Origin of the sequence: Pantoea sp. V106_11, from assembly GCF_029967885.1 — a bacterium.
GTDB classification, from domain to species: Bacteria; Pseudomonadota; Gammaproteobacteria; order Enterobacterales; family Enterobacteriaceae; genus Pantoea; species Pantoea ananatis.
This window is the reverse complement of the sequence record NZ_JASCAK010000030.1, coordinates 303,383-326,292: the sequence shown is the minus strand read 5'-3', so window position 1 is coordinate 326,292 and position 22,910 is coordinate 303,383. Positions and strand designations below refer to the sequence as shown.

22 protein-coding genes, 1 tRNA gene and 1 pseudogene are annotated in these 22,910 nt (G+C 55.2%); 14 read left to right on the top strand and 10 right to left on the bottom strand.

Features of this window, described 5'->3' with window-relative positions:
- Window positions 1–329: 329 nt before the first annotated feature.
- The 5 genes and pseudogenes from QLG08_RS15260 to QLG08_RS15240 form a co-directional block, all read right to left on the bottom strand.
- Window positions 330–793: pseudogene (locus QLG08_RS15260) on the bottom strand (transposase); the annotation flags it as partial.
- Between the two features lie 233 nt (window positions 794–1,026).
- A complete protein-coding gene (locus QLG08_RS15255) occupies window positions 1,027–1,302 on the bottom strand; it encodes a hypothetical protein (RefSeq protein WP_110015239.1) in 276 nt (91 codons plus the stop codon).
- Window positions 1,303–1,333: 31 nt separating this feature from the next.
- Window positions 1,334–1,672 carry a DUF1493 family protein gene (locus QLG08_RS15250; protein WP_110015238.1) on the bottom strand — a complete coding sequence of 113 codons (339 nt, stop codon included), beginning with the start codon at window positions 1,670–1,672 and terminating at the stop codon, window positions 1,334–1,336.
- A complete protein-coding gene (locus QLG08_RS15245) occupies window positions 1,666–2,118 on the bottom strand; it encodes an STM2901 family protein (protein WP_110015237.1) in 453 nt (150 codons plus the stop codon). Before QLG08_RS15245 ends, QLG08_RS15250 begins: the two co-directional genes overlap by 7 nt.
- Before the next feature lie 518 nt (window positions 2,119–2,636).
- A tRNA-Leu gene (locus QLG08_RS15240) sits at window positions 2,637–2,721 on the bottom strand.
- 231 nt (window positions 2,722–2,952) lie between these two features.
- On the opposite strand from QLG08_RS15240, the gene QLG08_RS15235 reads away from it, so the two are divergent.
- The 5 genes from QLG08_RS15235 to QLG08_RS15215 all read left to right on the top strand — a co-directional run bounded on the left by QLG08_RS15235 (window position 2,953) and on the right by QLG08_RS15215 (window position 8,250).
- Entirely contained in the window at window positions 2,953–3,444 is a 492-nt protein-coding gene (locus tag QLG08_RS15235) for a DUF2501 domain-containing protein (protein WP_006121821.1), read from the top strand.
- Between the two features lie 182 nt (window positions 3,445–3,626).
- The gene (locus tag QLG08_RS15230; RefSeq protein ID WP_006121820.1) at window positions 3,627–4,262 is read left to right on the top strand and encodes a hypothetical protein; all 636 of its coding nucleotides are present in this window, start codon (window positions 3,627–3,629) and stop codon (window positions 4,260–4,262) included.
- Between the two features lie 12 nt (window positions 4,263–4,274).
- Entirely contained in the window at window positions 4,275–4,943 is a 669-nt protein-coding gene (locus tag QLG08_RS15225; RefSeq protein ID WP_013024411.1) for a MarC family NAAT transporter, read from the top strand.
- 144 nt (window positions 4,944–5,087) lie between these two features.
- A complete protein-coding gene (locus QLG08_RS15220; protein WP_238493255.1) occupies window positions 5,088–6,656 on the top strand; it encodes an ABC transporter substrate-binding protein in 1,569 nt (522 codons plus the stop codon).
- Window positions 6,657–6,747: 91 nt separating this feature from the next.
- Complete coding sequence (locus QLG08_RS15215; RefSeq protein WP_013024409.1) at window positions 6,748–8,250, top strand: helicase HerA-like C-terminal domain-containing protein; 1,503 nt, start codon at window positions 6,748–6,750, stop codon at window positions 8,248–8,250.
- Between the two features lie 32 nt (window positions 8,251–8,282).
- Here the strand turns inward: QLG08_RS15215 and QLG08_RS15210 are convergent, their stop codons facing one another.
- On the bottom strand, window positions 8,283–8,777 hold the full coding sequence (locus QLG08_RS15210; RefSeq protein ID WP_014606710.1) for a hypothetical protein: 495 nt from the start codon (window positions 8,775–8,777) through the stop codon (window positions 8,283–8,285).
- A 248-nt stretch (window positions 8,778–9,025) separates the two neighbouring features.
- On the opposite strand from QLG08_RS15210, the gene QLG08_RS15205 reads away from it, so the two are divergent.
- Window positions 9,026–10,315 carry a DUF445 domain-containing protein gene (locus QLG08_RS15205; protein WP_019106727.1) on the top strand — a complete coding sequence of 430 codons (1,290 nt, stop codon included), beginning with the start codon at window positions 9,026–9,028 and terminating at the stop codon, window positions 10,313–10,315.
- Between the two features lie 345 nt (window positions 10,316–10,660).
- On the opposite strand, the gene QLG08_RS15200 is transcribed toward QLG08_RS15205, so the two are convergent.
- Entirely contained in the window at window positions 10,661–11,506 is an 846-nt protein-coding gene (locus QLG08_RS15200) for a BtpA/SgcQ family protein (protein ID WP_029570928.1), read from the bottom strand.
- A gap of 29 nt (window positions 11,507–11,535) precedes the next feature.
- Between QLG08_RS15200 and QLG08_RS15195 the strand changes: the two genes are divergently transcribed.
- Entirely contained in the window at window positions 11,536–12,417 is an 882-nt protein-coding gene (locus QLG08_RS15195; RefSeq protein WP_238493257.1) for a ribokinase, read from the top strand.
- Here the strand turns inward: QLG08_RS15195 and QLG08_RS15190 are convergent.
- On the bottom strand, window positions 12,410–13,360 hold the full coding sequence (locus tag QLG08_RS15190; RefSeq protein ID WP_014606714.1) for a substrate-binding domain-containing protein: 951 nt from the start codon (window positions 13,358–13,360) through the stop codon (window positions 12,410–12,412). The genes QLG08_RS15195 and QLG08_RS15190 overlap by 8 nt on opposite strands.
- A gap of 325 nt (window positions 13,361–13,685) precedes the next feature.
- On the opposite strand from QLG08_RS15190, the gene QLG08_RS15185 reads away from it, so the two are divergent.
- From QLG08_RS15185 to QLG08_RS15155, 7 genes are all read left to right on the top strand, one after another.
- Window positions 13,686–14,708 carry a LacI family DNA-binding transcriptional regulator gene (locus QLG08_RS15185; RefSeq protein ID WP_013024403.1) on the top strand — a complete coding sequence of 341 codons (1,023 nt, stop codon included), beginning with the start codon at window positions 13,686–13,688 and terminating at the stop codon, window positions 14,706–14,708.
- 376 nt (window positions 14,709–15,084) lie between these two features.
- Window positions 15,085–15,831, top strand: a complete 747-nt coding sequence (locus QLG08_RS15180) for an ATP-binding cassette domain-containing protein (protein WP_020693768.1) — start codon at window positions 15,085–15,087, stop codon at window positions 15,829–15,831.
- Between the two features lie 22 nt (window positions 15,832–15,853).
- Window positions 15,854–16,855 carry an ABC transporter permease gene (locus tag QLG08_RS15175; RefSeq protein WP_026021094.1) on the top strand — a complete coding sequence of 334 codons (1,002 nt, stop codon included), beginning with the start codon at window positions 15,854–15,856 and terminating at the stop codon, window positions 16,853–16,855.
- Window positions 16,856–16,858: 3 nt separating this feature from the next.
- Window positions 16,859–17,938: a phosphotriesterase-related protein gene (locus QLG08_RS15170; RefSeq protein ID WP_013024400.1), complete on the top strand. Its 1,080-nt coding sequence runs from the start codon at window positions 16,859–16,861 to the stop codon at window positions 17,936–17,938.
- Window positions 17,939–17,950: 12 nt separating this feature from the next.
- On the top strand, window positions 17,951–18,706 hold the full coding sequence (locus QLG08_RS15165; RefSeq protein WP_158150548.1) for a glutamine amidotransferase: 756 nt from the start codon (window positions 17,951–17,953) through the stop codon (window positions 18,704–18,706).
- Window positions 18,706–19,821: a M20 family metallopeptidase gene (locus QLG08_RS15160; RefSeq protein ID WP_238493258.1), complete on the top strand. Its 1,116-nt coding sequence runs from the start codon at window positions 18,706–18,708 to the stop codon at window positions 19,819–19,821. Before QLG08_RS15165 ends, QLG08_RS15160 begins: the two co-directional genes overlap by 1 nt.
- A gap of 173 nt (window positions 19,822–19,994) precedes the next feature.
- Window positions 19,995–20,345 carry an SH3 domain-containing protein gene (locus QLG08_RS15155; protein ID WP_022622343.1) on the top strand — a complete coding sequence of 117 codons (351 nt, stop codon included), beginning with the start codon at window positions 19,995–19,997 and terminating at the stop codon, window positions 20,343–20,345.
- 153 nt (window positions 20,346–20,498) lie between these two features.
- Here QLG08_RS15155 and lptG read toward each other — a convergent pair whose 3' ends face one another.
- Complete coding sequence (gene lptG, locus QLG08_RS15150) at window positions 20,499–21,575, bottom strand: LPS export ABC transporter permease LptG (protein ID WP_176018657.1); 1,077 nt, start codon at window positions 21,573–21,575, stop codon at window positions 20,499–20,501.
- Window positions 21,575–22,675 carry an LPS export ABC transporter permease LptF gene (lptF, locus tag QLG08_RS15145; RefSeq protein WP_014606721.1) on the bottom strand — a complete coding sequence of 367 codons (1,101 nt, stop codon included), beginning with the start codon at window positions 22,673–22,675 and terminating at the stop codon, window positions 21,575–21,577. Before lptF ends, lptG begins: the two co-directional genes overlap by 1 nt.
- Between the last annotated feature and the right edge of the window lie 235 nt (window positions 22,676–22,910).

Below are 22,910 nucleotides of genomic sequence, written 5' to 3'. Positions count from 1 at the left end.
TTTAATTCTTTAATTCTTTAATTCTTTAATTCTTTAATTCTTTAATTCTTTAATTCTTTAATTCTTTAATTCTTTAATTCTTTAACTTGGAATATTAATTCAAATAAATTAAAATTAATAAATCATTGATGATAATTTAGTATTTATTGAAGCAGTTTAATATATAATAAAACTCTGATTGTTAAATGTCTACTTTTTTATAGCTGCACCATTTAAATAAAAAAACTTAAAATACAATGAGTTGAGAAGATTTTACAAAGTGGACTTTAAATCATCCTTCATAAAAAGCCATTTTATATTAAAAGCAAGTAATTAAGACCTTCGACCACAAACACTCTCATTTGGCCAGTAAAAAAATATTTACGTTTAAGCGCTAGTTTAGTTATGCCCCCAGATAAATATGCATCCGCAAGCATAAACTCGTAGCGGAAAACCGATAGGGATAAGTCTGCTAGCCTGCAGGCATGACGTTGCGACAAACCGGTTGCAGAGCACATCAACACCACGGCTTCCCGCTTCTGGCCTGTCGTCAGTACTTTCGCCCCAGAGCAACCTGAAGTGCCTCCTTATCCAGCATGGCTTCGGCAAGCAGCTTCATGAGTCTGGCGTTCTCTTCCTCAAGCGACTTCAGGAGCTTAACCTCATGCATCTTCATGCCGCCATACTTCTTACGCCAGGTGTAAAACGTGGCGTCGGAAATGGCGTGCTTACGGCAGAGCTCACGAGCAGAAACTCCGGCTTCAGACTCGCGGATAATACTGATGATCTGTTCGTCGGAAAAACGCTTCTTCATGGGGATGTCCTCATGTGGCTTATGAATACATTACAAACATCGCGGTGTATTGATCAACGGGGAACAAGTCAAATCTTACATGCCTCTTTGGACAATATGACGTTGTTACGTCTAATCGTCCGTGGCTTGATGTTTTGAAGGAAGCGTTCGCAAAGACTTATTACTGTCACATATTGAGGAAATGATAAGATAAAAGCCCTTTAATGGGCCTTAAAATAAATTAATATTGTGAACTAATCTTCTATTTCAACAAGTTTAAAAACCGTACCATCACTACGAGTCATTTTCCGATTATCGATATCTATACCAAATGCTATAGTTTCGATTTGTTTTGTAACTATAAAGCCAGCGCCGCCCTCTGAATGCTTTTTAGGTAAAATTTTGGTTATGTCCATTGAAACTTTGCCATCCACTATCGGATACACAAGCTCCCATCTTCTATCCTTAAAGCGCCCTTCTGCAATATACCCGTAGGTAATACCTTCAAGCTCGACTGCAAATCTTTTCATTTTTTTCTCCAGAGATATTCAAGATAAATAATCACGACTTTTTGTACTCGTATAACCACTGTCCCGCCTTTGCTGATTCAGCGAACATCCTTACTGTCAGAGGCTTCTTATTTTGTTTTACTGGCTCTTTTTTAAACCATTTACGGAAGAACCAAGAGGTTTTCCACGGATAATAATTGTCAATATTCAACTTTGAAACATCGATATTAAATTGTTCAGAATACTTATCAATAGCTTCAACTAAATCATCAAATTCTGCGTATTCCTGTAAAGCGTCATCGATTTCAAGTGGAACGATTTTGAAGCTGAACGTTCTGACTTGCGGTAATTTTTGTCGAAAGAAATCCAAGACTTGCTCGTAAGTTACCATAACTTATCATTACCTCGTGCTATGCGGTTGTAGTTAGTCGTGGCATTGAAAGCAATTTTTGATAAGTCTGAGGCAACCATAACCCAGCCCAATATCGGCACAGTCCGTCCTACAAAAGCGCCAAGATTGGTAACAAATGAAAACCTTAATCTTTTTATGCTGGAATTGGTGAGTGTTGGAAGTCTGAAAGGAAGTTCTACATTGAGATAGCGTCTTGCTGCCTCTGAGATTAGGGAAGTACCTTTAGTCGTCATTGTACCGCCAATTTTGCCACGTGTTGGGCGATTTGGTTGTCCAACTATGATGAAAGCAGCAGCAGCGATATCTGATACCCCAAGTTGCTCATCTACAGCATCAAGGAATACCCAGAAAAACAACTCGCCTGCTGAAAGGTTAGATACGCCTTTATAGAAGTACGTTCCGTTTAACTCTTCAGTTGTATCCATGCATCAGCCCCACAGATAAGATTGTTTTATCATATGAGTCAGTTTAGAAAGAGTCTATATAAAAAAACATAGGAACCAATAAGCCTCGTTGGTTGTACTACCAACAAGCGGAGCGTAGCGACTTCATCAATTGTCCAGACTGACCACACCTTATCAGGGTAAGCGTTTACTCTTGCGGGAGCGTGGCTGAGACGCTGGCAGAGCCGGATCTGTAGCTACCGGAGAATTACCACCATAAACCTGTTTAGGAGCCATATAAGGCTACACATCGGGCTTAAATGCGTCTGACAGAATGTTTTGGGATGATTTAGAGACGTGGCTAGGCGTCATAGGTTTCAAGTTGAAAACTGAACGTGTTTGAAGCTTGGAACTACATGCCGCTATTAGATAGTATTTCCTAGATCTGGCCACTACTAACTACAGCGGCAATTTCTGGTTAACGGTATATGTCATTTCTTACATGCAAAAAAGGTATAATTTCAATCCTAACTTTTTGATAAGTAATGATTTTTATGACTTGGTGCCGAAGGCCGGACTCGAACCGGCACATCTTTCGATGGTTGATTTTGAATCAACTGCGTCTACCGATTTCGCCACTTCGGCACTGAAGAGGATGCGGAAAACGTTGGGGATTATACCGTTACGTGCCCAGCAAGCAACCCAATTCCGCTGTGATGTGCGCTAAGCGGCGAAAAAACACACGGAACCCGGTAAACCCGCGCTGTCTCGCTGCCAGAATCCTCCCAAACCGCCTTCCACTTATGTTTCCGTCGGAACTTTCTCATCCGCACCGCCTCTTAACAGCACGAAGCATAAAACCCAACCGAGGTCGAAATGAAAAAGCGCCATATCGCCTGCGCCCTGGCAGCCCTGCTGCTGGCGGGCAATGCGTCAGCTGCAAGCTGGCAGGATCAACTCAGCAGTGCCGCCAACCAGCTGAGCCAGCAAAATAACGGCGCAGCAGGTCAGCAGAACGGCGGGCTGTCGATGTCCTCCATTACCAGCCTGCTGAACAGCAACGACAAAGCCATGAGCGCCAACAGCATGACCAACGCCGCCGGCGTGATGCAGTACTGCGTGGAGCACAACGTGGTGAAAAACAACGTGCAGTCGGTAAAAGATCAGGTGCTGAGCAAGCTGGGCCTGAATACCACGGCGGCACAGGAGCAGAAACCAGATTATACCCAGGGCGTGGCCGGGCTGCTAAACACCGGCAATGGCCAGCAGCTAAACCTGCAAAGCCTCAGCAACTCACCGATGGGCGAGAAGCTGAAAACCAAAGCCTGTGACGTGGTGCTGAAACAGGGTAAAAACTTTATCTCCTGACAGCCGCCTGCCAGCCCAGCGCTGGCAGGTTTATCGCCCCTTCTTATCCGCTTTTTTACCGCCAGTCAGTCCCCCGCCCGCTGTCTGCATCACCTTGTATCGCAACACGTTAAGTCATAAGTTTTCCTTCCTAATGCGTTGGGCGCTATAGTGATGTTTTGGATTTGAACAGGACAGCACGCATGAAAGGTATCAACATCGCAATTTACTTCGATCCAGACCTGATCACAGCCTGCGTAAATGCGTCAGAAGGGAGCTATGTAAACAAAAAGTTCGAGTACGACGATGGGGTGATCGAAGAGATCTACCAGTGGCTCGAAGAGTACGATCCCAACCGCACGCATATCTGTCTGATTGAAAACGAAAGCGCCGAGCTGCTGGCCGACGAGCTGGTGGATAACGGTTATCACGTCCATCAGGTCACCATCCACCAGCTGCTGACCTGGTTCGCCGCCGAACCGCCCAAGTCCCCCGATGGCACGCCGATGCGCCTGATGCTGCGCTATATGGCAGAAGAGCATCCGCGCGAATATGAATCCCGCACGCCGCAGACCGAAGCGTTGATGGAGATGTTCGACGAGCTGGACGCGCTGGAGATGGTGGAAGATAACGAAGACGAAGATAACCTGCCCGCCGACCTGCTGCGCAGCATGAAGAAGCACAAAATCAGCGCCAGCGATGCGGCACAGCGCCTGATCCCGGACGTAAACGAACGTATCCGCGAGCACCTGATGCAGTACCCGGAGCTGATGACGCCGGAGATCCTGCAAGACTTCTTTCCGGAGCTGCTGGAAGCGCTGGAACGTCCTAAACACTAAGCGGGATAAGGCATGCTGGAGTTAATCAAAGCAATTGGGTTAGGGCTGGTGGTGATACTGCCGCTCGCCAACCCACTTACCACCGTGGCGCTGTTTTTGGGCCTGGCCGGTGAGATGAATTTTCAGGAGCGCAACCGTCAGGCGCTGCAGGCGAGCATCTATGTGTTCGCCATCATGATGGTGGCCTGGTACGCGGGCAGCGCGGTGCTGCACACGTTCGGCATCTCCATTCCGGGGCTGCGCATCGCGGGCGGGCTGATCGTGGCGTTTATTGGTTTTCGGATGCTGTTTCCGGCGAAGCCGGTGGGCCATTCGGTTGAAGCTAAGCACAAGCACGATGAGCTGGAAACCGCGCAGGAACCGGTGAACATCGCCTTTGTGCCGCTGGCGATGCCGAGCACGGCGGGACCAGGGACGATCGCGATGATCATCTCTTCGGCCTCTACCGTGCGCAGCGGGGTGGATTTCCCTGCCTGGGTACTGAACGTCGCGCCGGTGCTGACATTCCTGGTGGTGAGCGTGATTTTATGGATTTCCCTGCGCAGTTCAGGGGCGATCATGCGCCTGGTGGGTAAAGGCGGCATCGAGGCGATCTCACGCCTGATGGGCTTTTTGCTGGTCTGCATGGGCGTCCAGTTCATCATCAACGGCGTGCTGGAAGTCATTCATAACTTCCACTGACGGCCTGAGCTGCCCGCCTCTGGGCGGCTTATCACCTAAGGCAAATCGGCTAAGACGAAACTGGCATAGCTCAGAACAAACCGGCATTTTGACCTGCTCTGGCGCGGGTTACAGTAGGGTTATCAATCATTAAGGATAACCGCTATGCGCAAACCGCTGCTCCTGCTTACCGCCCTTGCTCTCTCCTCTGCCGCCCACGCGGCAACGCCGAAAGATACGTTTGTGGTCGCCGTGCCGCTGGACGGCATTATCAGTTTTGACCCAGCGGAAAGCTTTGAAACCGTCAGCAACAGCAGCCTGCGTAATATCTATCAGACGTTACTGGAGCCGGACCATAATGATCCGCAGAAGCTGGCCTCGCTGGCGGCCCTGCGCTGGCAGGCGGGCAAAACCCCGCACAGCCTGGTGTTTGACCTGAACCCGCAGGCGCGTTTTGCCAGCGGCAATCCGTTAACGGCGCAGGACGTGGTGTTCTCCTTAACCCGCGCGGTAAAGCTGAACAAAGCGCCCTCGTTTATCCTCGGGGAATTTGGCTGGACGCCGGAGAACATCGATCAGCAGTTTACCGTGATCAACGATCATCAGCTTGAGCTGCGCTGGCCGGCAGAGATCGGGCAGGATCTGGCCCTGCGCCTGTTGACCGCGCCGGTCTCCTCCATCGTTGACAGCAAGCTGGCGCAGTCGCATGCCGCCAATAACGACTTCGGCAATGGCTGGCTGAAAACCCACTCGGCGGGCAGCGCGTCCTATGCGATCAAGCAGTTCGTGCCCCTGCAGGCGCTGGTGCTGGAGGCCAATCCCAACAGCACCCAGAAAGCGCACCTGAAACGGGTGCTGCTGAAAGGCGTGGCCGATCCGGGTACCCGTCGGCTGTTGATCCAGCAGGGCGATGTGGATGCGGCTTACCAGCTGGGGCCGGATCAGCTTGCCTCGTTGAAAAGCGATCCCAACGTGCACATCGCCGCCTTTCCCTCCAGCCTGATCTACTATCTTGGCTTTAACACCAAAAGTACGCAGCAGCCTGCGCTGGGCAATCCGGCCTTATGGCAGGCGGCGCGCTGGCTGGTGGACTACGACAGCCTGGCGAATCAGCTGCTGAAGGGGCAATATCGCGTACACCAGAGCTTCCTGCCCCAAGGCTTTGACGGCGCGCTGGAAACCAAACCGTTCCACTACGATGTCGAGAAGGCCAAAGCGATTTTAGCCAAAGGCGGCATTAAGCCCGGCGCGCATATCGCGCTGTCGGTGGTGAATCAGCCGCCTTATATCGATATTGCCCAGGCGCTGCAGTCGAGCTTTGCGAAGGCGGATGTAAATCTGGATATTCAGCCGGTGGCGGAATCCGAGCTGTGGAGCAAGATGCGCAGCCGCAACTTTGAATCCATCTTTACCTACTGGGGCGCGGACTACATCGATCCCAATACCAACGCCAGCACCTTCGCCTATAACGTGCCGAACGGCAGCAAAACCCTGGCCTGGCGCGTAGGCTGGGATATTCCGGAACTGAGCGCCCTGACGCGCAAAGCCGCCGGAGAAAGCGATGCCGCGAAGCGCCGGGCCGATTACGTCTCGCTGCAACAGCAGCTTCAGCAGAACTCGCCTTACGTGGTGATGCTGCAGGGCGAGGTTCAGGTGGCGCTGCGCAAGAACGTGACGCACGCGCAACAGGGGATTGGCGTCACGCTACTGAATTTTGAAGAGGTGGAGAAGTAAATTTCAGGGCGGCAGCACGTAATCTTTACTCACGTCTGCCGCCCCTCTGGCTATGCTTAACGCATGACTGACTGTTTATGAGTGCCGCGCTATGACCGCTCCCCTGCTTATCGCCCAAACCCCTGACGTTCAACTGCACCTGCTGCCACAGATGGCAAACCGCCACGGCCTGATCACCGGTGCCACCGGCACAGGAAAAACCGTGACGCTGCAAAAGCTGGCGGAATCCTTCTCTGCCATCGGCGTGCCGGTGTTTATGGCGGATGTGAAAGGCGATTTAACCGGCGTGGCGATGGCAGGCCAGAGCAGCGAAAAGCTGCAGGCGCGGCTGGCCAACATCGGTGTGACCGACTGGCAGCCGACCAGCAGCCCGGTGGTGCTGTGGGATATTTTCGGCGAGAAAGGCCATCCGGTGCGCGCGACGGTGTCGGATCTGGGGCCGCTGATGCTGGCGCGGCTGCTGAACCTGAACGAGGTGCAGAGCGGCGTGCTGCAGATCATCTTCCGTATCGCTGACGACCAGGGCCTGCTGCTGCTGGATTTTAAAGATCTGCGCGCCATGACACAGTACATCGGCGATAACGCGAAAAGCTTTCAGACGCAGTACGGCAACATTAACAGCGCCTCAGTAGGCGCGATCCAGCGCGGGCTGCTGGCGCTGGAGGAGCAAGGCGCAGAGCACTTCTTTGGCGAGCCTATGCTGGAGATTAGCGACTGGATGCGCGTTGACAGCAACGGCAAAGGCGTTATTAACATCCTGTCGGCCGAGAAGCTGTATCAGATGCCCAAACTTTACGCGACCAGCCTGCTGTGGATGCTGTCAGAGCTGTATGAACACCTGCCGGAAGCGGGCGATCTGGATAAACCGAAGCTGGTGTTCTTCTTTGATGAGGCGCACCTGCTGTTTAACGAGGCGCCGCCGGTGCTGCTGGAGAAGATTGAGCAGGTGATCCGCCTGATCCGCTCCAAAGGCGTGGGGATCTGGTTTGTGACGCAGAATCCGGCGGACATTCCCGACAGCGTGCTGGGCCAGCTGGGCAACCGGGTGCAACATGCGCTACGCGCCTTTACCCCGCGCGATCAGAAAGCCGTGAAAACCGCCGCCGAAACCCTGCGCGCCAATCCGGCGTTTACGACCGTGGAGGCGATACAGGCGCTGGGCACCGGCGAAGCGCTGATCTCCTTTCTGGATGCCAAAGGCAGCCCGTCGGTGGTGGAGCGGGCGATGGTGATCGCACCCGGCTCGCGCATGGGGCCGGTGAACACGGACGAGCGCAACGGGCTGATCAACCATTCTCCGCTGTCGGGCAAGTACGACACGGAAGTCGATCGGGAATCGGCTTACGAACGTCTGCAACAGGGCGTGCAGGCCGCCAGTGACAAGGCCAATGCGCCCGAAGCCAAAGGCAATGCGGTGGCAGTGGATGACGGTATTCTGGGGGGATTAAAAGACATTCTGTTTGGCAGCACCGGTCCGCGCGGCGGCAAGCGGGACGGCGTGGTGCAAACCATGGCAAAAAGCGCGGGGCGTCAGATTACTAACCAGATCGTTCGCGGCGTGCTGGGCAGCCTGTTTGGCGGACGCCGTCGGTAAAATACGGTGGCAGCCGGGCTGCCACCTCAACGCTACTTGTGTTTCCAGCTGGTGGACACCGGATTGGTGACGGTGTTCTTTTCTTGGGTATAAGTGCCGTTCTGCTGGGCGATCGCCTCGCCGGTATCAACAATCGCGTTCTGAATAAACACGTTCTGCTTGTCGCCGCGCACAAAGGTCAGCTGATGGAAGGCGGTTTTGTTGCCCCAGTCGGTGGAAGGCAGCGAGATAAAGCGCACCGTGAAGGTCTCATCATCAAACTTACCCTGCATCACGTAAACGCCGTAGTGGTTTTCGCCCTGCGAGATGATTTTATAGGTGCCGTTGTCGTAGTAATAAATTTCGGCATCGGGGAAGGGTTTTTTGTCGTACATTTTACGGTAATGCAGCACCTGCTTAATGGTGGGCTGCCCGAAGCTGACGGTCAGGTTTTTACCATCCTGCGAGGTGGTCAGCCCTTCCGCCTGCGCGGATACGCCACTCATTAACATCAACAGACTTGCGGTTGCCGTTGCGATTGCTTTCACGTGAATTCTCCTGGTCTGGTTCCATGGATAGGGTGCGTCAACGTACGGAGACTGCACCGGAAATGTACACTGACGTAACTGTTTATAAGAGTGGTAATTTTTGAGGTTATTAGTTTTTAGGAACAGTCTGATGCGGCAATCGCCCACCGCGTTAAGACAGGCCGGTTTAATGCCAGGCTTAACTGGATTTGAGGGCCGGGACTGGGCGATGTTGACGTATTCATCAGGCAAGCTGCTAAGATCAGGACATGGATAAACAACGTGAACTAAAACGGACCAAACGTCTGGCGCTGTCGCTGCTGCTGCTGGCTGCCGCTACCTTTGTGGTTACCCTGTTTCTGCCGCCCAACTTTTACGTCAGCGGCATCAAAGCCATCGCCGAAGCCGCGATGGTCGGCGCGCTGGCTGACTGGTTTGCGGTGGTGGCGCTGTTTCGCCGCGTACCGGTGCCGTTTATTGCCCGTCATACGGCGATCATCCCGCGCAATAAAGATCGCATCGGGGAAAATCTGGGCCGCTTTGTGCAGGAAAAGTTTCTGGATACCGATTCGCTGCTGAATCTGATCCGCCGTCACGATCCCTCGCAGATGCTGGCCACCTGGCTGAGCGCGCCCGGCAATGCCGATCGGATCGGTCGCCACCTGTTGCAGGTCATGCGCGGCTTTCTCGATCTGACCGATGACGCGCGCATCCAGCACTTCATGCGCCGCGCGGTGCATAAGGCGATCGACAAGGTGGATCTCAGCCAGAGCGGCGCGCTGATGCTGGAAAGCCTGACCAAAAATAACCGGCATCAGGAACTGCTGGATGCGGCGGTCGAGCAGTTGCTGCGGCTGCTGCATAAGCCCAGCACCCGGGAATTTATCGCCAGCCAGCTGGTGCGCTGGCTGAAGCGCGAGCACCCCATCAAGGCCAAAATGTTGCCGACCGAATGGCTGGGGGAGCACAGCGCAGAGCTGGTGGCCAACGCGGTGGATTCCCTGCTGGATGACGTGGCGCTGGATCAGGGCCACGAGCTGCGGCTGGGCTTTAATCGCGCGGTAGATCGCCTGATCGAAAAACTGAAAAACGATCCCGAGATGGCCGAGCGCGCCGAGGTGATCAAAGGCTGGCTGAAAGACGATCCCACGCTGAACCGCTATATTGGCGAGCTGTGGGGCGATCTGCGCGACTGGTTGAAAACGGATCTCAACAGCGAGGCGTCAAAAGTGCAGGACAAGGTCCGTCAGGCGGCCCTGTGGCTGGGCGAAACCCTGGCCGCCGATGAAGGGCTGCGCAGCTCGATGAATCAGCATCTGGAAGACGCTGCCCGCAGCGTCGCGCCAGAATTCGCGGCGTTCCTGACGCGCCATATCAGCGACACGGTGAAAAGCTGGGATGCGCGCGATATGTCGCAGCAGATCGAGCTGAATATCGGTAAGGACCTGCAGTTTATCCGCATCAACGGCACGCTGGTGGGCGGCACCATCGGCCTGATTCTCTACCTGCTGTCGCAGATTCCGGCGGTGCTGCCGGTGGTGAAAGGCTGGCTGGCCTGACGTAACCGTTCTGCTTTTTCGAACCCTGTGATTAAAGGGAGGTGAATATCACCTCCTTTAGGTGCGGCCTGAACGTGATTTACCTGAAGGACTTCACGATAATTTCAAGCTCTTGCAGTAGTGCAACCATGAGCTTAAGAAATACGCGAGCGATTTCTATCCATCTCATACGCTGGCTCCTGTGGTCAGGAGCACTTACAGCCTGCGACCCTTTCCGCTGCCTGTAACAGGCTGATTAGGTTGATAATGCATGATGTGCACCGCACGTAACCGTGCTGACGTAAACAAAAAACCTCGCCTCACCCGCGGGGTTTTTTGTTGCCTGTGGCTGACGTTAAACGGCGGCTAGGCCTTATCCAGCGCCGCCTGCGCCACGGCCATAAAGTGTTTAACCCTTTCCCGATCCACATCGTTCCACCAGACGCCGTCCACCTTGAGCGCGCTGGCGACAATTACGCCCTGGGTGCGGCCCAGGATCTGGCAGACATTGGCAGGCGTGACGCCCGACCCCACCAGCAGCGGCAAGGCGGTGGCGGCGCGGATCTCGTCGATTTCGTCCAGGGTGGCGCTGTCGCCTGTGCGCTGTCCGGTGGCGATCACGGCGTCCGCGTCAAAGAAGTCAACGTCGCGCGTCAGTTCCTGAATGGAGCGGTCGGCCACTATCGCATGGCTGCCGTGTTTAACATGGCTGTCGGCAAACACCCGAATATGTTCGGCACGCAGCTGGCTGCGGTAGCGCAACGCTTTGGCGGCGGCCCCTTCAATAAAGCCTTCGTTGGCGATGTAAGCATTCGCCCACTGGTTGACGCGGATAAAATCCGCCCCGCCCGCCAGCGCGGTGGCAAAGGCCGGCAGCGCCGCGTTCGCCAGCACGTTAATGCCCAGCGGCACGCCAAACCGTTCGCGCACTTTTTCCGTGATAACCGCCATCAGGGCTGAGGTTTCCGGGCCAATATCCTCGGGTTTTGAAAACGGAATATCGCCGTGGTTTTCAATAATCAGGCCATGAACGCCGCCGCAAATATAATTTTCCGCATCGCGCAGGGCACGCTCTGTTATCGCCTTGACTGATTTCCCCCGGTATTTAGGCGAGCCGGGAAACGGGTCACAGTGAATCACGCCAATGACCGCTTTGGGGCGGGAAAATATCGCTTGTATTGCATCATTTTTTTCTGCTGATATAGCAACCATCTTGTCTTTATCCTGTTCAGGGAAACACTATGCGTGTTTATGTGGCCGGAAATATCACTGTCGATGAAATCTGGAGCATTGCCGATATTCCGCTAAAAGGCGCATCGGTTCATGGAAATAAAGTTTCGCAGGATATCGGCGGTAAAGGCGCGAATCAGGCGATTCTGTTATCCCGCTGCGGCATAGAAACCCATTTAATTGCCGCAACGGGCAAAGACAGCAATGGAATAACTCTTCGCCAGCAGCTCACTCAGGAGCCGCTTTATTTTATGCCCGCTGAACCGGTTCATCCCTATAGCGATACCTCGCTTATTCTCAACAGCGCCGACGGCGACAACGCCATTATTACGAGCACCGGGGCAGCCGATGCGTTGAGCATTGATATCATCAGTGCACATCTGGCCGCGGCACGCGCTGGCGATGTCCTGGTGCAGCAGGGCAACTTCTCGCCGGAGAAAACCCATGCGCTGTTCCAGTTGGCGAAGTCGCGTGGCCTGATCACCGTCTTTAACCCTTCGCCGGTCCATGCCGGGTTCAGTGCCTGCTGGCCGCTGGTGGATATTGCCGTGGTGAATCAGCACGAAGCCCGGCAGTTGCATCCTGAAGCGGTTAAAACGTTAGTGGTTACTCACGGTAGCGCGGGCGCCTGGCTGATTCAGGGCGACCGCCGCGAGTTTTGCCCTGCCACGCCCGTCGAGGCGCTGGATACCACCGGCGCGGGCGATACCTTTCTTGCCGTCATGCTGGCGTCGGCACTCAGACGCCAGGTTCAGATTGATAAGTTAGCACTTACTCACGCCAGTCAGGCCGCCGCCATCACGGTGAGCCGTCGCGGCACGCTGAGTGCCTTCCCCTCCGTCAACGAACTCGCCGCACTGCTGAGTGCAGGCGGCGAGTCAGGCGTTACTTAAACATCGCGCGGTAGCTGTCCACGTTGGCTTTGGTGACAACCGTCGCCGGTACCAGAATGGTTTTCGACACGGTTTTGCCGGACGTCACCGCGTTCAGAGCTTTGACCGCCTCTTCACCCATTTTTTTCGGGTCCTGCTGCAGAACGGCAGTGACATAACCGTTATCGATACCGGTGATCGCCTTTGACGTCAGATCCCAGCCGAACACCTTGATGTCTTTCTGCCGCCCCTGGTTCTCTACGGCCGCAATCGCGCCCAGTAACGCCGGTTCACCAGTGGCATAGATGGCCGTCAGGTCCGGGTTGCCGGTGATCAGGTTCTCTGCTGCCGTCATCGCGGTGTCCTGCACGTTCTGGCCATCCACCACGTCCGCGACGGTAATGCCAGGATTGCTCTTAATGGTGTCTTCAAAGCCTTTCTGACGCTGGTTTTGCACGGCTGAGTTCAGCGCGCCCACAATGCCCAGCCGCGCTTTGCCGCCCATATTTTTCGCCACGTAATCGACAAAATATTTGCCGATAATCTTACCGCCTTCCAGGTTATCCACGCCCACCTGCGCCGCCTGTGGGCCCGCCGGTAATACCGCATCAATCGCAATCACCGGTATTTTGGCGGCGGCCGCTTCTTTAATCGCAGGCATAATGCCGTTGACGTCAATCGCGTCCACCATAATGCCCTTCACGCCCTGCTGAATATAATTTTCGATCGCGTCGTTTTGCGATACGGGATTATCGTTGGCGTTGAAGATCACTAAATTTTTACCGCTGGCTTTCGCTGCCTCCTGCGCACCCTGATTCATCTGATTAAAGAACAGGGCCTGCTGGTTGATCTGTACCAGCGCATAAGTTGGTGCTGCATGAGCCAAAGTAAAAAACGAACCCGCTGCCAGTAAGCCCGTTGCCAGCGCAACAGAACGCAGTTTTCTGGTGTTAAATGCCATCATCTTAAAATTCCTCGTCGGGAATGTGCGATAACCAGTCGATCTCCGCATCGAAATGCAGAGGGATTATTGTTGGCGGGCAAATATCGTGTGAATGGCTTATTCAGCCTGAACCTGAATAACCGCGTTTCTGCTCACTGTCCATTATGGTGAACACCTGAAACGGGCTAAGCCGGTGTGGGAGTGACTCCCGGGTAATGCGGTAAACTGTCTCTACCATTCTCTTCCGCTCAGATTTTGTCAAGCGATTATTTTATCGCCAGGGGCAGCGCAAAAATACTGTATCCGGCGCGCGTAACTGTGTTACAGATAGCCGATTCTGGGCAAGATGGCTGTGGATATGATTAAAAAACGGGTGCTGTTATCCGACGTAGCGACGCTGGCCGGGCTGTCAAAAGCGACCGTATCCCGCTATATGAATCAAAGCATTATGCTGCCGCAGGACACCATCGACCGCATTGAAGCCGCCATTCGCCAGCTGGATTATCGCGGCAACAGCCTGGCGCGCCGCCTGAGCAAAGGCGGCAGTGAAACCTTAGGACTGGTCCTGCCCGATATTACTAACCCTTTCTTCGCCGAACTGGCGGACGCGGCGGAAGAAGCCGCTTCGGCCTGTGGCTACAGCCTTGTGCTCTGCATCACCCGCAACCATCCCGGCAAAGAAAGCCAGTTTATCCGCTGGCTGGATACCTGCCAGGTGGATGGTTTGCTGTTTACCACCAACCACCCGGATAACGGGCTGCTGCGTAAGGAAATTAACCGTCACCAGCGTATTGTGCTGCTGGATGAAGATATTCCCGGCAGCAGAGTGCCAAAGGTGTTCGCCGATAACGTGCAGGGCGGGCGCATTGCTACCGAAAAGCTGATCGCCGCCGGTCATCGTCATATCGCGTTTGTTGGCGGGCCGGATGAGCTGATGAGCGTGCGCGAACGCTATCAGGGCTTCTGCACCGCCATGGCGCAGGCGGGCCTGACCGTGCCGCCTGAATGGGTAATGTACGGCGAATACCAGCGTGAGTTTGGCGAACAGGCGCTTCAACACCTGTTCAGCCGGCCGCAACGCCCAACCGCCGTGTTTGCCGCCAGTGACTATCTGGTGCTGGGCTTGCTGGATGGTCTGCGCGCACGCGGGTTGCAGGCTCCCGAGGCGCTGTCTCTGGTGGGATTTGACGACGCCACCTATGCCGATTTTACCCAACCCCGCATTTCCACCATCCGCCAGCCCGCCCGGGAACTGGGCCGCACGGCGGTTCACATTATGCTGCGCATCCTGAATGACGAGCCCGATATTCCTCCCGAAACCCGCCTTGCGGTGGAATGGGTGGCGCGCGATTCGATACGGATGTGTTAACAGCGTCCCAAAATGGCGCAAAAGTGCACAACTTTAGCGCAAATAACGCGCTTTTTAATTTCTGCGCGTTATAGTTAGTAAACCGGTTTACCAAAAGTTAGCATTTAAACGTTTTTAAAAACAACGTGTTAAACCGGATGTGTAATGCCTGTGTTGCAGGCTGGCACGGATGCTGCAATGACGTATCTGGCAAGCAAATATCGTTACAGCGGTTGTTCAGAGATTATGTATGAAGGCTTTATCTGGCAAGTAAACCGGTTTACAAGGGCGTAAACCGTGCACGATAACGTTTTTTTATCTCTGTTCAGCTTTTCCCGTTAGTGGTGATGGGAGTTATCGAATGCAGCAATCACAAACTGCCCCGGCACGGGTAGAGATGGTGAATATAACCAAAACCTACGGCGCGATACGTTCCCTGCGCGGCGTGAACTTACAGCTGGCGCCCGGCGAAGTGCTGGGCCTGGTGGGCGATAACGGCGCGGGCAAGTCCACGCTGACCAAAGTGCTGTCTGGCGCGGTGGTGCCCACCAGCGGCACGATCCGCATTGACGGTGAAGAGCAGCAGTTCAGCAATCCGGCGGATTCTCGCCGCTGCCATATCGAAATGGTTTACCAGGACCTGTCGCTGTGCGACACCGTGGATGTGGCGGGCAATCTGTTTATGGGACGCGAGCCGATGAAATCTATCCTCGGCATTCCGTTTCTTGATGAAGAGAAAATGCACGCTGATGCGCGCGAAATGCTGAAAGGCCTGGGCATTTCCATTCCTGATACGCGTTTGCTGGTGCGCAATCTGTCCGGCGGACAGCGTCAGGCGATTGCCATTGCGCGCGCGGCCGCCTTCGATCCCAAAGTGCTGATCATGGATGAGCCCACCGCCGCGCTGGCCGTGGCCGAGGTGGAAGCGGTGCTGGAACTGATTCGTCGGGTATCGGCGCGCGGCGTCAGCGTGATCCTGATTACCCATCGCCTGCAGGATCTGTTCCTGGTCTGCGATCGCATCATGGTGATGTACGAAGGCACCAACGTGGCAGACCGCCGGGTGGCGGACACCGATCTGGGCGAAATTGTGAATTTGATCGTGGGCGAAAAATTTGTCGCCCGCTCTGCGGCGACGCACTGAGCGAGGTAACAGGATGACTATTATGAATCTGAGCGGTTCCCGTATGGCCCAACACTCGTTGCCGCGTCGCCTGCTGCACAATCACTCTGGCGTGGTCAGCATCGCGCTGTTCTTTGTGTTCTGTTGCGTGGTGTTTTCGTTGATCACCGGCAACTTTCTCAGCAGTGCTAACTGGCTCAATATCATTCGCCAGAGCGCGCCTCTGCTGATCGTCGCCACGGCGATGACCCTGGTGATCACCACGGGCGGGATCGATCTTTCGGTGGGATCGACGCTGGCGCTGGTCGGTGCGCTGTCGGCTATTGCGCTGAACAACTGGGGACTGCCCTGGCCGGTGGTGTTGCTGGGCGGCCTGCTGCTGGGCGCGCTGGTGGGCGCTATCAACGGCTTCTTTATCGCCTATGAGGGCATTCCGGCCTTTATCGTCACGCTTGCCACCTTAGCCGTGGTGCGCGGGGTCGCGCTGCTGATTACCCAGGGCTATTCCATTCCCATTCCTGCCGACAGCCTGTTTGCCTTTATGGGGCGCGCGAAAGTGCTGGGCGTGCCGATGCCGGCGCTGATCGGCATTGTGGTGCTGATTGTCGGCCATATCGTGCTTAATCATATGCGTTTTGGTCGCTATGTCACCGCGATTGGCGCGAATGCCGAAGGCGCGCGCCGCAGCGGGATTAACACCAAAGCCGTGACCATGAAGGTCTATATCATCAGCGGCATGGCTGCCGCGCTGGCGGGCATGATTATCACCGCCCGTCTGGGCAGCGGCTCCTCTAACCAGGGCGAAGGCTTTGAGTTACAGGTGATTGCGGCGGTGGTGCTGGGCAGTACCAGCCTGTTTGGCGGCTTTGGCACCATCATCGGTACATTGCTGGGCGCGCTGTCGATTGCCATTATTCAGAATGGCCTGATTTTGTCGCACATCTCTCCTTTTTACACGCAGATCGCGACAGGTACGATTATTTTGCTGGCGATCTGGCTGAATACCCGCATTCTCAACCCGACCCGCGCGGCGGCAAAAGGATAGCCAATGAAACACTCTATTTTTCGGCATCCGGATCCCCTACCGCTCGGCATCAACAGCGGCTATGTCATGACGGTGCTGGGGCCGCTGCCGGTCAGTGAGATGGGCGTGACGCTGATGCATGAACACATTCTGCTGGATGCGTCCGGCAAGTGGGTGCCGCCCTGCTGCTGTGGCGATCGCCATTTAGCGGAAATGCCGGTGAGTATGGAAAACCTGGGCGAACTGTCGCTTAACCCGTTAATCAGCCGCGATAATTGCCAGCTGTTCGATGTGGATCTGGCGATTGAGGAGCTGATGAAGTTCCGTGCTCTCGGCGGTGACACGGTTGTCGATCCTACCAATATCGGCATCGGTCGGGATCCCAAGGCATTGCAGCGCATCGCCCGCCTGACCGGGCTGAACATCATCATGAGCACCGGCCTGTACCTGGAGCCTTCGCATCCGGAATGGGTGAAAACGATTAGCGTCGAGGCGTTAGCTGACAAGCTGATTTACGACCTGGGCGGCCGGGAAGAAAAACCCGAGGTACTCGCCGGGTTGATCGGTGAGATCGGCGTGTCCAGCCGCTTTACCGCCAGCGAGGAAAAATCCCTGCGGGCGGCGGGCCGGGCCAGTGCAGCAACCCGGGTGCCGATTGAGGTGCATCTGCCCGGCTGGGAGCGGCTGGGGCACAAGGTGCTGGATATTCTTGAACACGAAGGGGCCGATCTGCGCCACGTGGTGCTGTGCCACATGAACCCCAGCTTTGCCGACAAGCGCTATCAGCGTGAACTGGCCCAGCGCGGTGCATTTCTGGAATACGACATGATCGGCATGAGCTATTACTACGCCGACGAGTCCGCGCAGTCACCGTCCGACGAAGAGAACGCCCGCGCCATCCGCGAACTGATCGATGACGGCTTTATTGAGCAGATTTTGCTGTCCCAGGACGTGTTCCTGAAAACCATGCTGACCCGCTACGGCGGCCACGGCTATGGCTACATCCTTAAACATTTTGTTCCGCGCCTGAAACGCCACGGCGTCAGCGGCGAACAACTTGAAACCTTACTGATTGCTAACCCACAGCGCGTTTTTGGTGGGTAAGGGAGAACCGTAATGCAGAAGAAAATTTTACTGGTCGGGGAATCCTGGACCAGCACGTCCGTTCACGTTAAAGGCTTCGATCAGTTTGCCACCGCCACCTGGCACAATGGGGCAACCGACTTTATGGCGGCGCTGGCTGACAGCGACTATGCCATCACCTATATGCCCGCGCACGCGGCGGCGACCGAATTTCCGCTGACGCTGGCCGGGCTGCAAGCGTGGGACGCGATCATTCTGTCGGATATCGGCGCGAACACGTTACTGCTGCATCCGGATACCTGGCTGAAGAGCCAGCGCACAGCGAACCGTCTGATGCTGATCCACGACTATGTGGCGGCGGGCGGTGCCTTGATGATGATCGGCGGCTACTTCAGTTTTCAGGGCATCAACGGCGGCGCGCGCTATCGCAACACGGCGGTCGAGAAAGTGCTGCCGGTACGCTGCCTGGCCTGGGACGACCGCATCGAAACGCCCGAGGGTTCTTATCCGAGCGTCACCGAATCCCACGCGCTGTTTACCGACATGCCCGACGAATGGCCGTGGTTACTGGGCTATAACGAAGTGGAAATGCACCCTGAAGGCAAACTGCTGGCAACCATTGCCGGCACCGCGCATCCGTTGCTGGCGGTGCGCGAATATCAGCAGGGCCGCTCGCTGGTGTGGACCAGCGATATGTCTGCCCACTGGTTGCCGCAGGAATTTGCCCAGTGGCAGGGTTATCGCCAGCTGTGGATCAACTGTCTTGACTGGTTAACGGTTCGTCACTGATGGCCCTTACCCGCACGGCGGATCTGGCGTTACAGCTGATCCGCTTTGATACCCTCAATCCACCGGGTAACGAAGCCGCCTGCATGATATTTTTTGCCGGCTGGCTGGAGGAAAACGGCTTCGAGGTCACGCTGTCATCCTTCGGCGAAGGACGCCATAACCTGATAGCCCGCCTTAGCGGCGAGCAGGCCGGACCTGCGCTGGCCTTTACCGGCCATCTGGATACGGTGCCGCTCGGTAACGCCGACTGGCAGCACAGTCCCTTTGGCGAGATCGTCGACGATCGGCTCTATGGCCGGGGATCGAGCGATATGAAAGCGGCCGTTGCCGCCTTTGCCGTGGCCTGCGTTACGCACCAGCAGGCCATTCGCCAGGGGCCGGGCGTGGTGCTGCTGATTACCGGCGGTGAGGAAACCGGCTGCGACGGCGCGCGGGCGCTGATCGATACCGCTGACCTGCCCGAGGTGGGCGCGCTGATCGTTGGCGAACCTACCGCGAACTATCCGGTTATCGGCCACAAAGGCGCACTGTGGCTGCGCTGTGAAACCCGCGGTAAAACCGCGCACGGCGCGATGCCGGAGCTGGGCATCAATGCGATCTACCTGGCGGCCGATGCGCTGGGTAAAATTCAGCATTTCTCCCCCGGCGCGCCGCACCCGCTGATGAAACAGCCCACGATCAACGTCGGGCGCATCACAGGCGGCCTGAACATTAACTCCGTGCCTGACCGCACGCAGTTTGACGTGGATATTCGTAGCGCGCCCAATCTTCAGCACGCCACCATCCGCCAGCAGCTCAGCACCTTACTGGGCGAAAGTGTGACGATATCTACGCTGGTGGACCTGCCCGCGGTACTCAGTGAAGGCGATCACGCATGGATTCAGGCGGTTTATCAACGATGCCAGCCATTGCATGATGCGCCGCTGGTGCCGCGCATTGTGCCCTACTTCACCGATGCGTCGCTGCTGTTGCCTGCGCTGGGCAATCCGCCCTGCATAATTCTGGGCCCCGGCGAGCCCTCAATGGCGCACCAGACCGATGAATATTGCCTGCTGAGCAGGTTAGCCGAGGCGGAGACGCTTTATGGTGCGTTGATTTGTGACGGAGTGCGATGACCTGTGAAGCGGTATTCTCCTGAAGCACGGCCGGGTGAAGGCGATCTGCCCTACAAGGTCGGCAACAATGCGGGGATGGTGTCGGTGATGTAGGCGCGCTGCTGGCACGCCGCCCGGTAAACCCGATTTAGCTGTCTGTTAAAGCTGTTCGTAAGATGGCAGGAGAAAAAATCATGAGAGCACAGGCCGTGGTCACCGATGAATACAGGTCGGCATTCCCCGATCCGATTACGATTAAGGCCGACGAGATAGCCGTGGTGAGCCACTGCGATCTTGAATGGCGAGGATGGATATGGATTACGCTGCCCGATGGCAAAGCGGGCTGGGCGCCAGAGCAATACTTTTTGCCACTGAGCCCAAATGAGGTTGTCTGTCTGGAAGACTATAGGGCACAGGAGTTAACCGTCCATCCCGGTGAGGCCCTGATAGTGACGCAGGCGCTTAACGGCTGGTACTGGGCTGAGAAGCCTTCTGGGGAAAATGGATGGGTTCCTCAGGAATGCCTTACCTTACTAGATCGATAATCCAGTCTGTAAAACATCAGGGCAACCGGATGCACCTTTACTGGCACGTGACGATCGCCACCGCATCAGGCGGTGAAATTCAGGCGTTCGATTCGTCACCGACACCAGCCATAAAAAAAGGCCGCATCGCGCGGCCTTTCTGACTGTCAGCGTTTATCGCCGTTTTATCAGCATAAACAGACTGATGGCAAAGAAGGCAAAGCTGGGCAGTATCGCGCCGAAAATCGGCGGCAGACCATAAACCAGGCTGAGCGGGCCAAAAATCTGATCCAGTACGTAGAACAGGAAGCCGAAGCTGATCCCGGTGACCACGCGCACGCCCATGGATACGCTACGCAGCGGACCAAAGATAAACGACAGCGCCATCAGCATCATGACCGCTACGGACAGCGGCTGGAAGATTTTGCTCCACATGTTCAGCCGGTAACGGCCAGACTCCTGACCACTCTGCTTCAGGTATTTGCTGTAATCGTAGAGGCCGGTAATCGACAACGCATCCGGATCCAGCGCCACAACGCCCAGTTTGTCTGGGGTCAGGCTGGTTTTCCACTCGCCAGTCAGGCTTTGTGAGCCGGTGATTTGTTTCGGATCGGTCAGATTCGATTCGTCCACCTGAGACAGCACCCACAACTTCTTGTCTTTATCCCATTTCGCCGTTGCAGCATAGCGGACGCTCTGTAAACGGCGATCGTCTGTGAAGCTGTAAATGCTGACGCCGTCAATTTCATCGTCGCCTTTAACACGTTCAATGTAGATAAAGTTGTTGCCGTCTTTGGCCCACAAACCGCTCTGCGTCGACACCAGCGCGCCACCATAGAGCTGCTGCGCACGGAAGTTTCGCGCCATCTGCTCGCCCTGAGGGGCGACAAACTCGCCGATAGCCATGGTCAGCAGCACCAGCGGAATAGCCGTTTTCATCACCGACAGGGCCACCTGCATGCGGGTAAAGCCCGCCGCCTGCATGACCACCAGTTCACTACGCTGCGCCAGCGTTCCCAGCCCCAGCAATGCACCTAACAGGGCCGCCATTGGGAAGAAGATTTCGATGTCTTTTGGCACACTCAGCAAGGTGTAATAACCTGCATCCAGCGCGCTGTAGGCACCCTGTCCGGTTTTACGCAGCTGATCGACGAACTTGATAATGCCGGACAGCGAGACCAGCATAAACAGCGTCATCAGGATGGTATTAAATATCGTTTTACCGATATAACGATCGAGAACGCGAAACATCAGACCGATCCTCCGCGTGTAAAGCGCGCACGAATTCGACGCATCGGCACGGTATCCCACAGGTTAAGCACGATCGCTAACGCCAGATAACTGATATTCACCACCCACATCCAGATAGCCGGATCGAGGCGGCCTTTCGCCCCGCTTGAGCGCAGCGAACTCTGCAGCAGGAAGAAAATCAGGTACAGCAGCATCGCGGGCAGCATCGAGAGCACGCGTCCCTGACGCGGGTTGACCACACTGAGTGGCACCACCATTAACGCCATAATCAGCACGGAAAAGACCAGCGTAATACGCCAGTGAAGTTCGGCCTTAAACTCAGGTGTTTTGTTCGATAACAGCGTAGCAAACGTGGCCTGGTCTACATCGTTAGGATCCAGCGTGGCCTGCTTATAACCTACGTAAGCCTGGTAGTTAGTGAAGTCGGTGATGCGGAAATCACGCAGCAACGCCGTTCCCTCGAAGCGAGTGCCTTTATCCAGGGTCACAATCTGTGAGCCGTCATTCTTTTGTTCCATATGGCCGCTGTCGGCCAGCACCACGGAAGGCCGCGCATTCCCTTTTGGCCGCAGCTGTGCCAGGAAGACATGGCCAAAATTGCTGCCCTTAACGTCTTCAACAAACAGTACGGTGTTGCCATCGCTGGATGTCTGGAACTTCCCGGCAGCCATTGCCGCTGCGCCGGGGTTCGCTTTAGCGTTTTGAGTGACCTGTTCCTGATAGCGCGACGACCAGGGGCCAAGCCAGATGACGTTAACCGCAGCCACTAACGAGGTGAACAGCATCAGCACCATCGCCGCTTTGACCAGCACCGCCTTACTCAGGCCGCAGGCATGCATAACGGTAATTTCACTTTCCGTATACAGCCGCCCGAGCGTCATTAAAATCGCCAGAAACAGGCTTAGGGGCAAAATAAGTTGCGCCATTTCAGGCACGCCGAGTCCTAACAGCGTCAGAACAAGGTTTGTCGGCACTTCGCCATCCACCGCAGCCCCTAAAATCCTTACCAACTTCTGACAGAAGAAGATCAACAGCAGGATAAACAGGATAGCCAGCTGGCTTTTGAGCGTTTCCCGAACCAGATATCTAATAATGATCACGCTTAATACGCCTGTGAAAACTTGTCTTTTTGCAGGAAAATCGCTAATTTCAACGCTTATTAGCCATTTTTCTTCATAAATGGCCGTCGTCGACGCTAAAAATGTATGGTAATCGCGTTTGGGTGGTGAAAAAACAACATCTTGTCACCCTGATTCATTATGACCTCCAGCAGCATGCTGTCATGTTGCTCTAATTAATAAATGGGTCACGAACGCGCTACATTCTAGCGGCAGC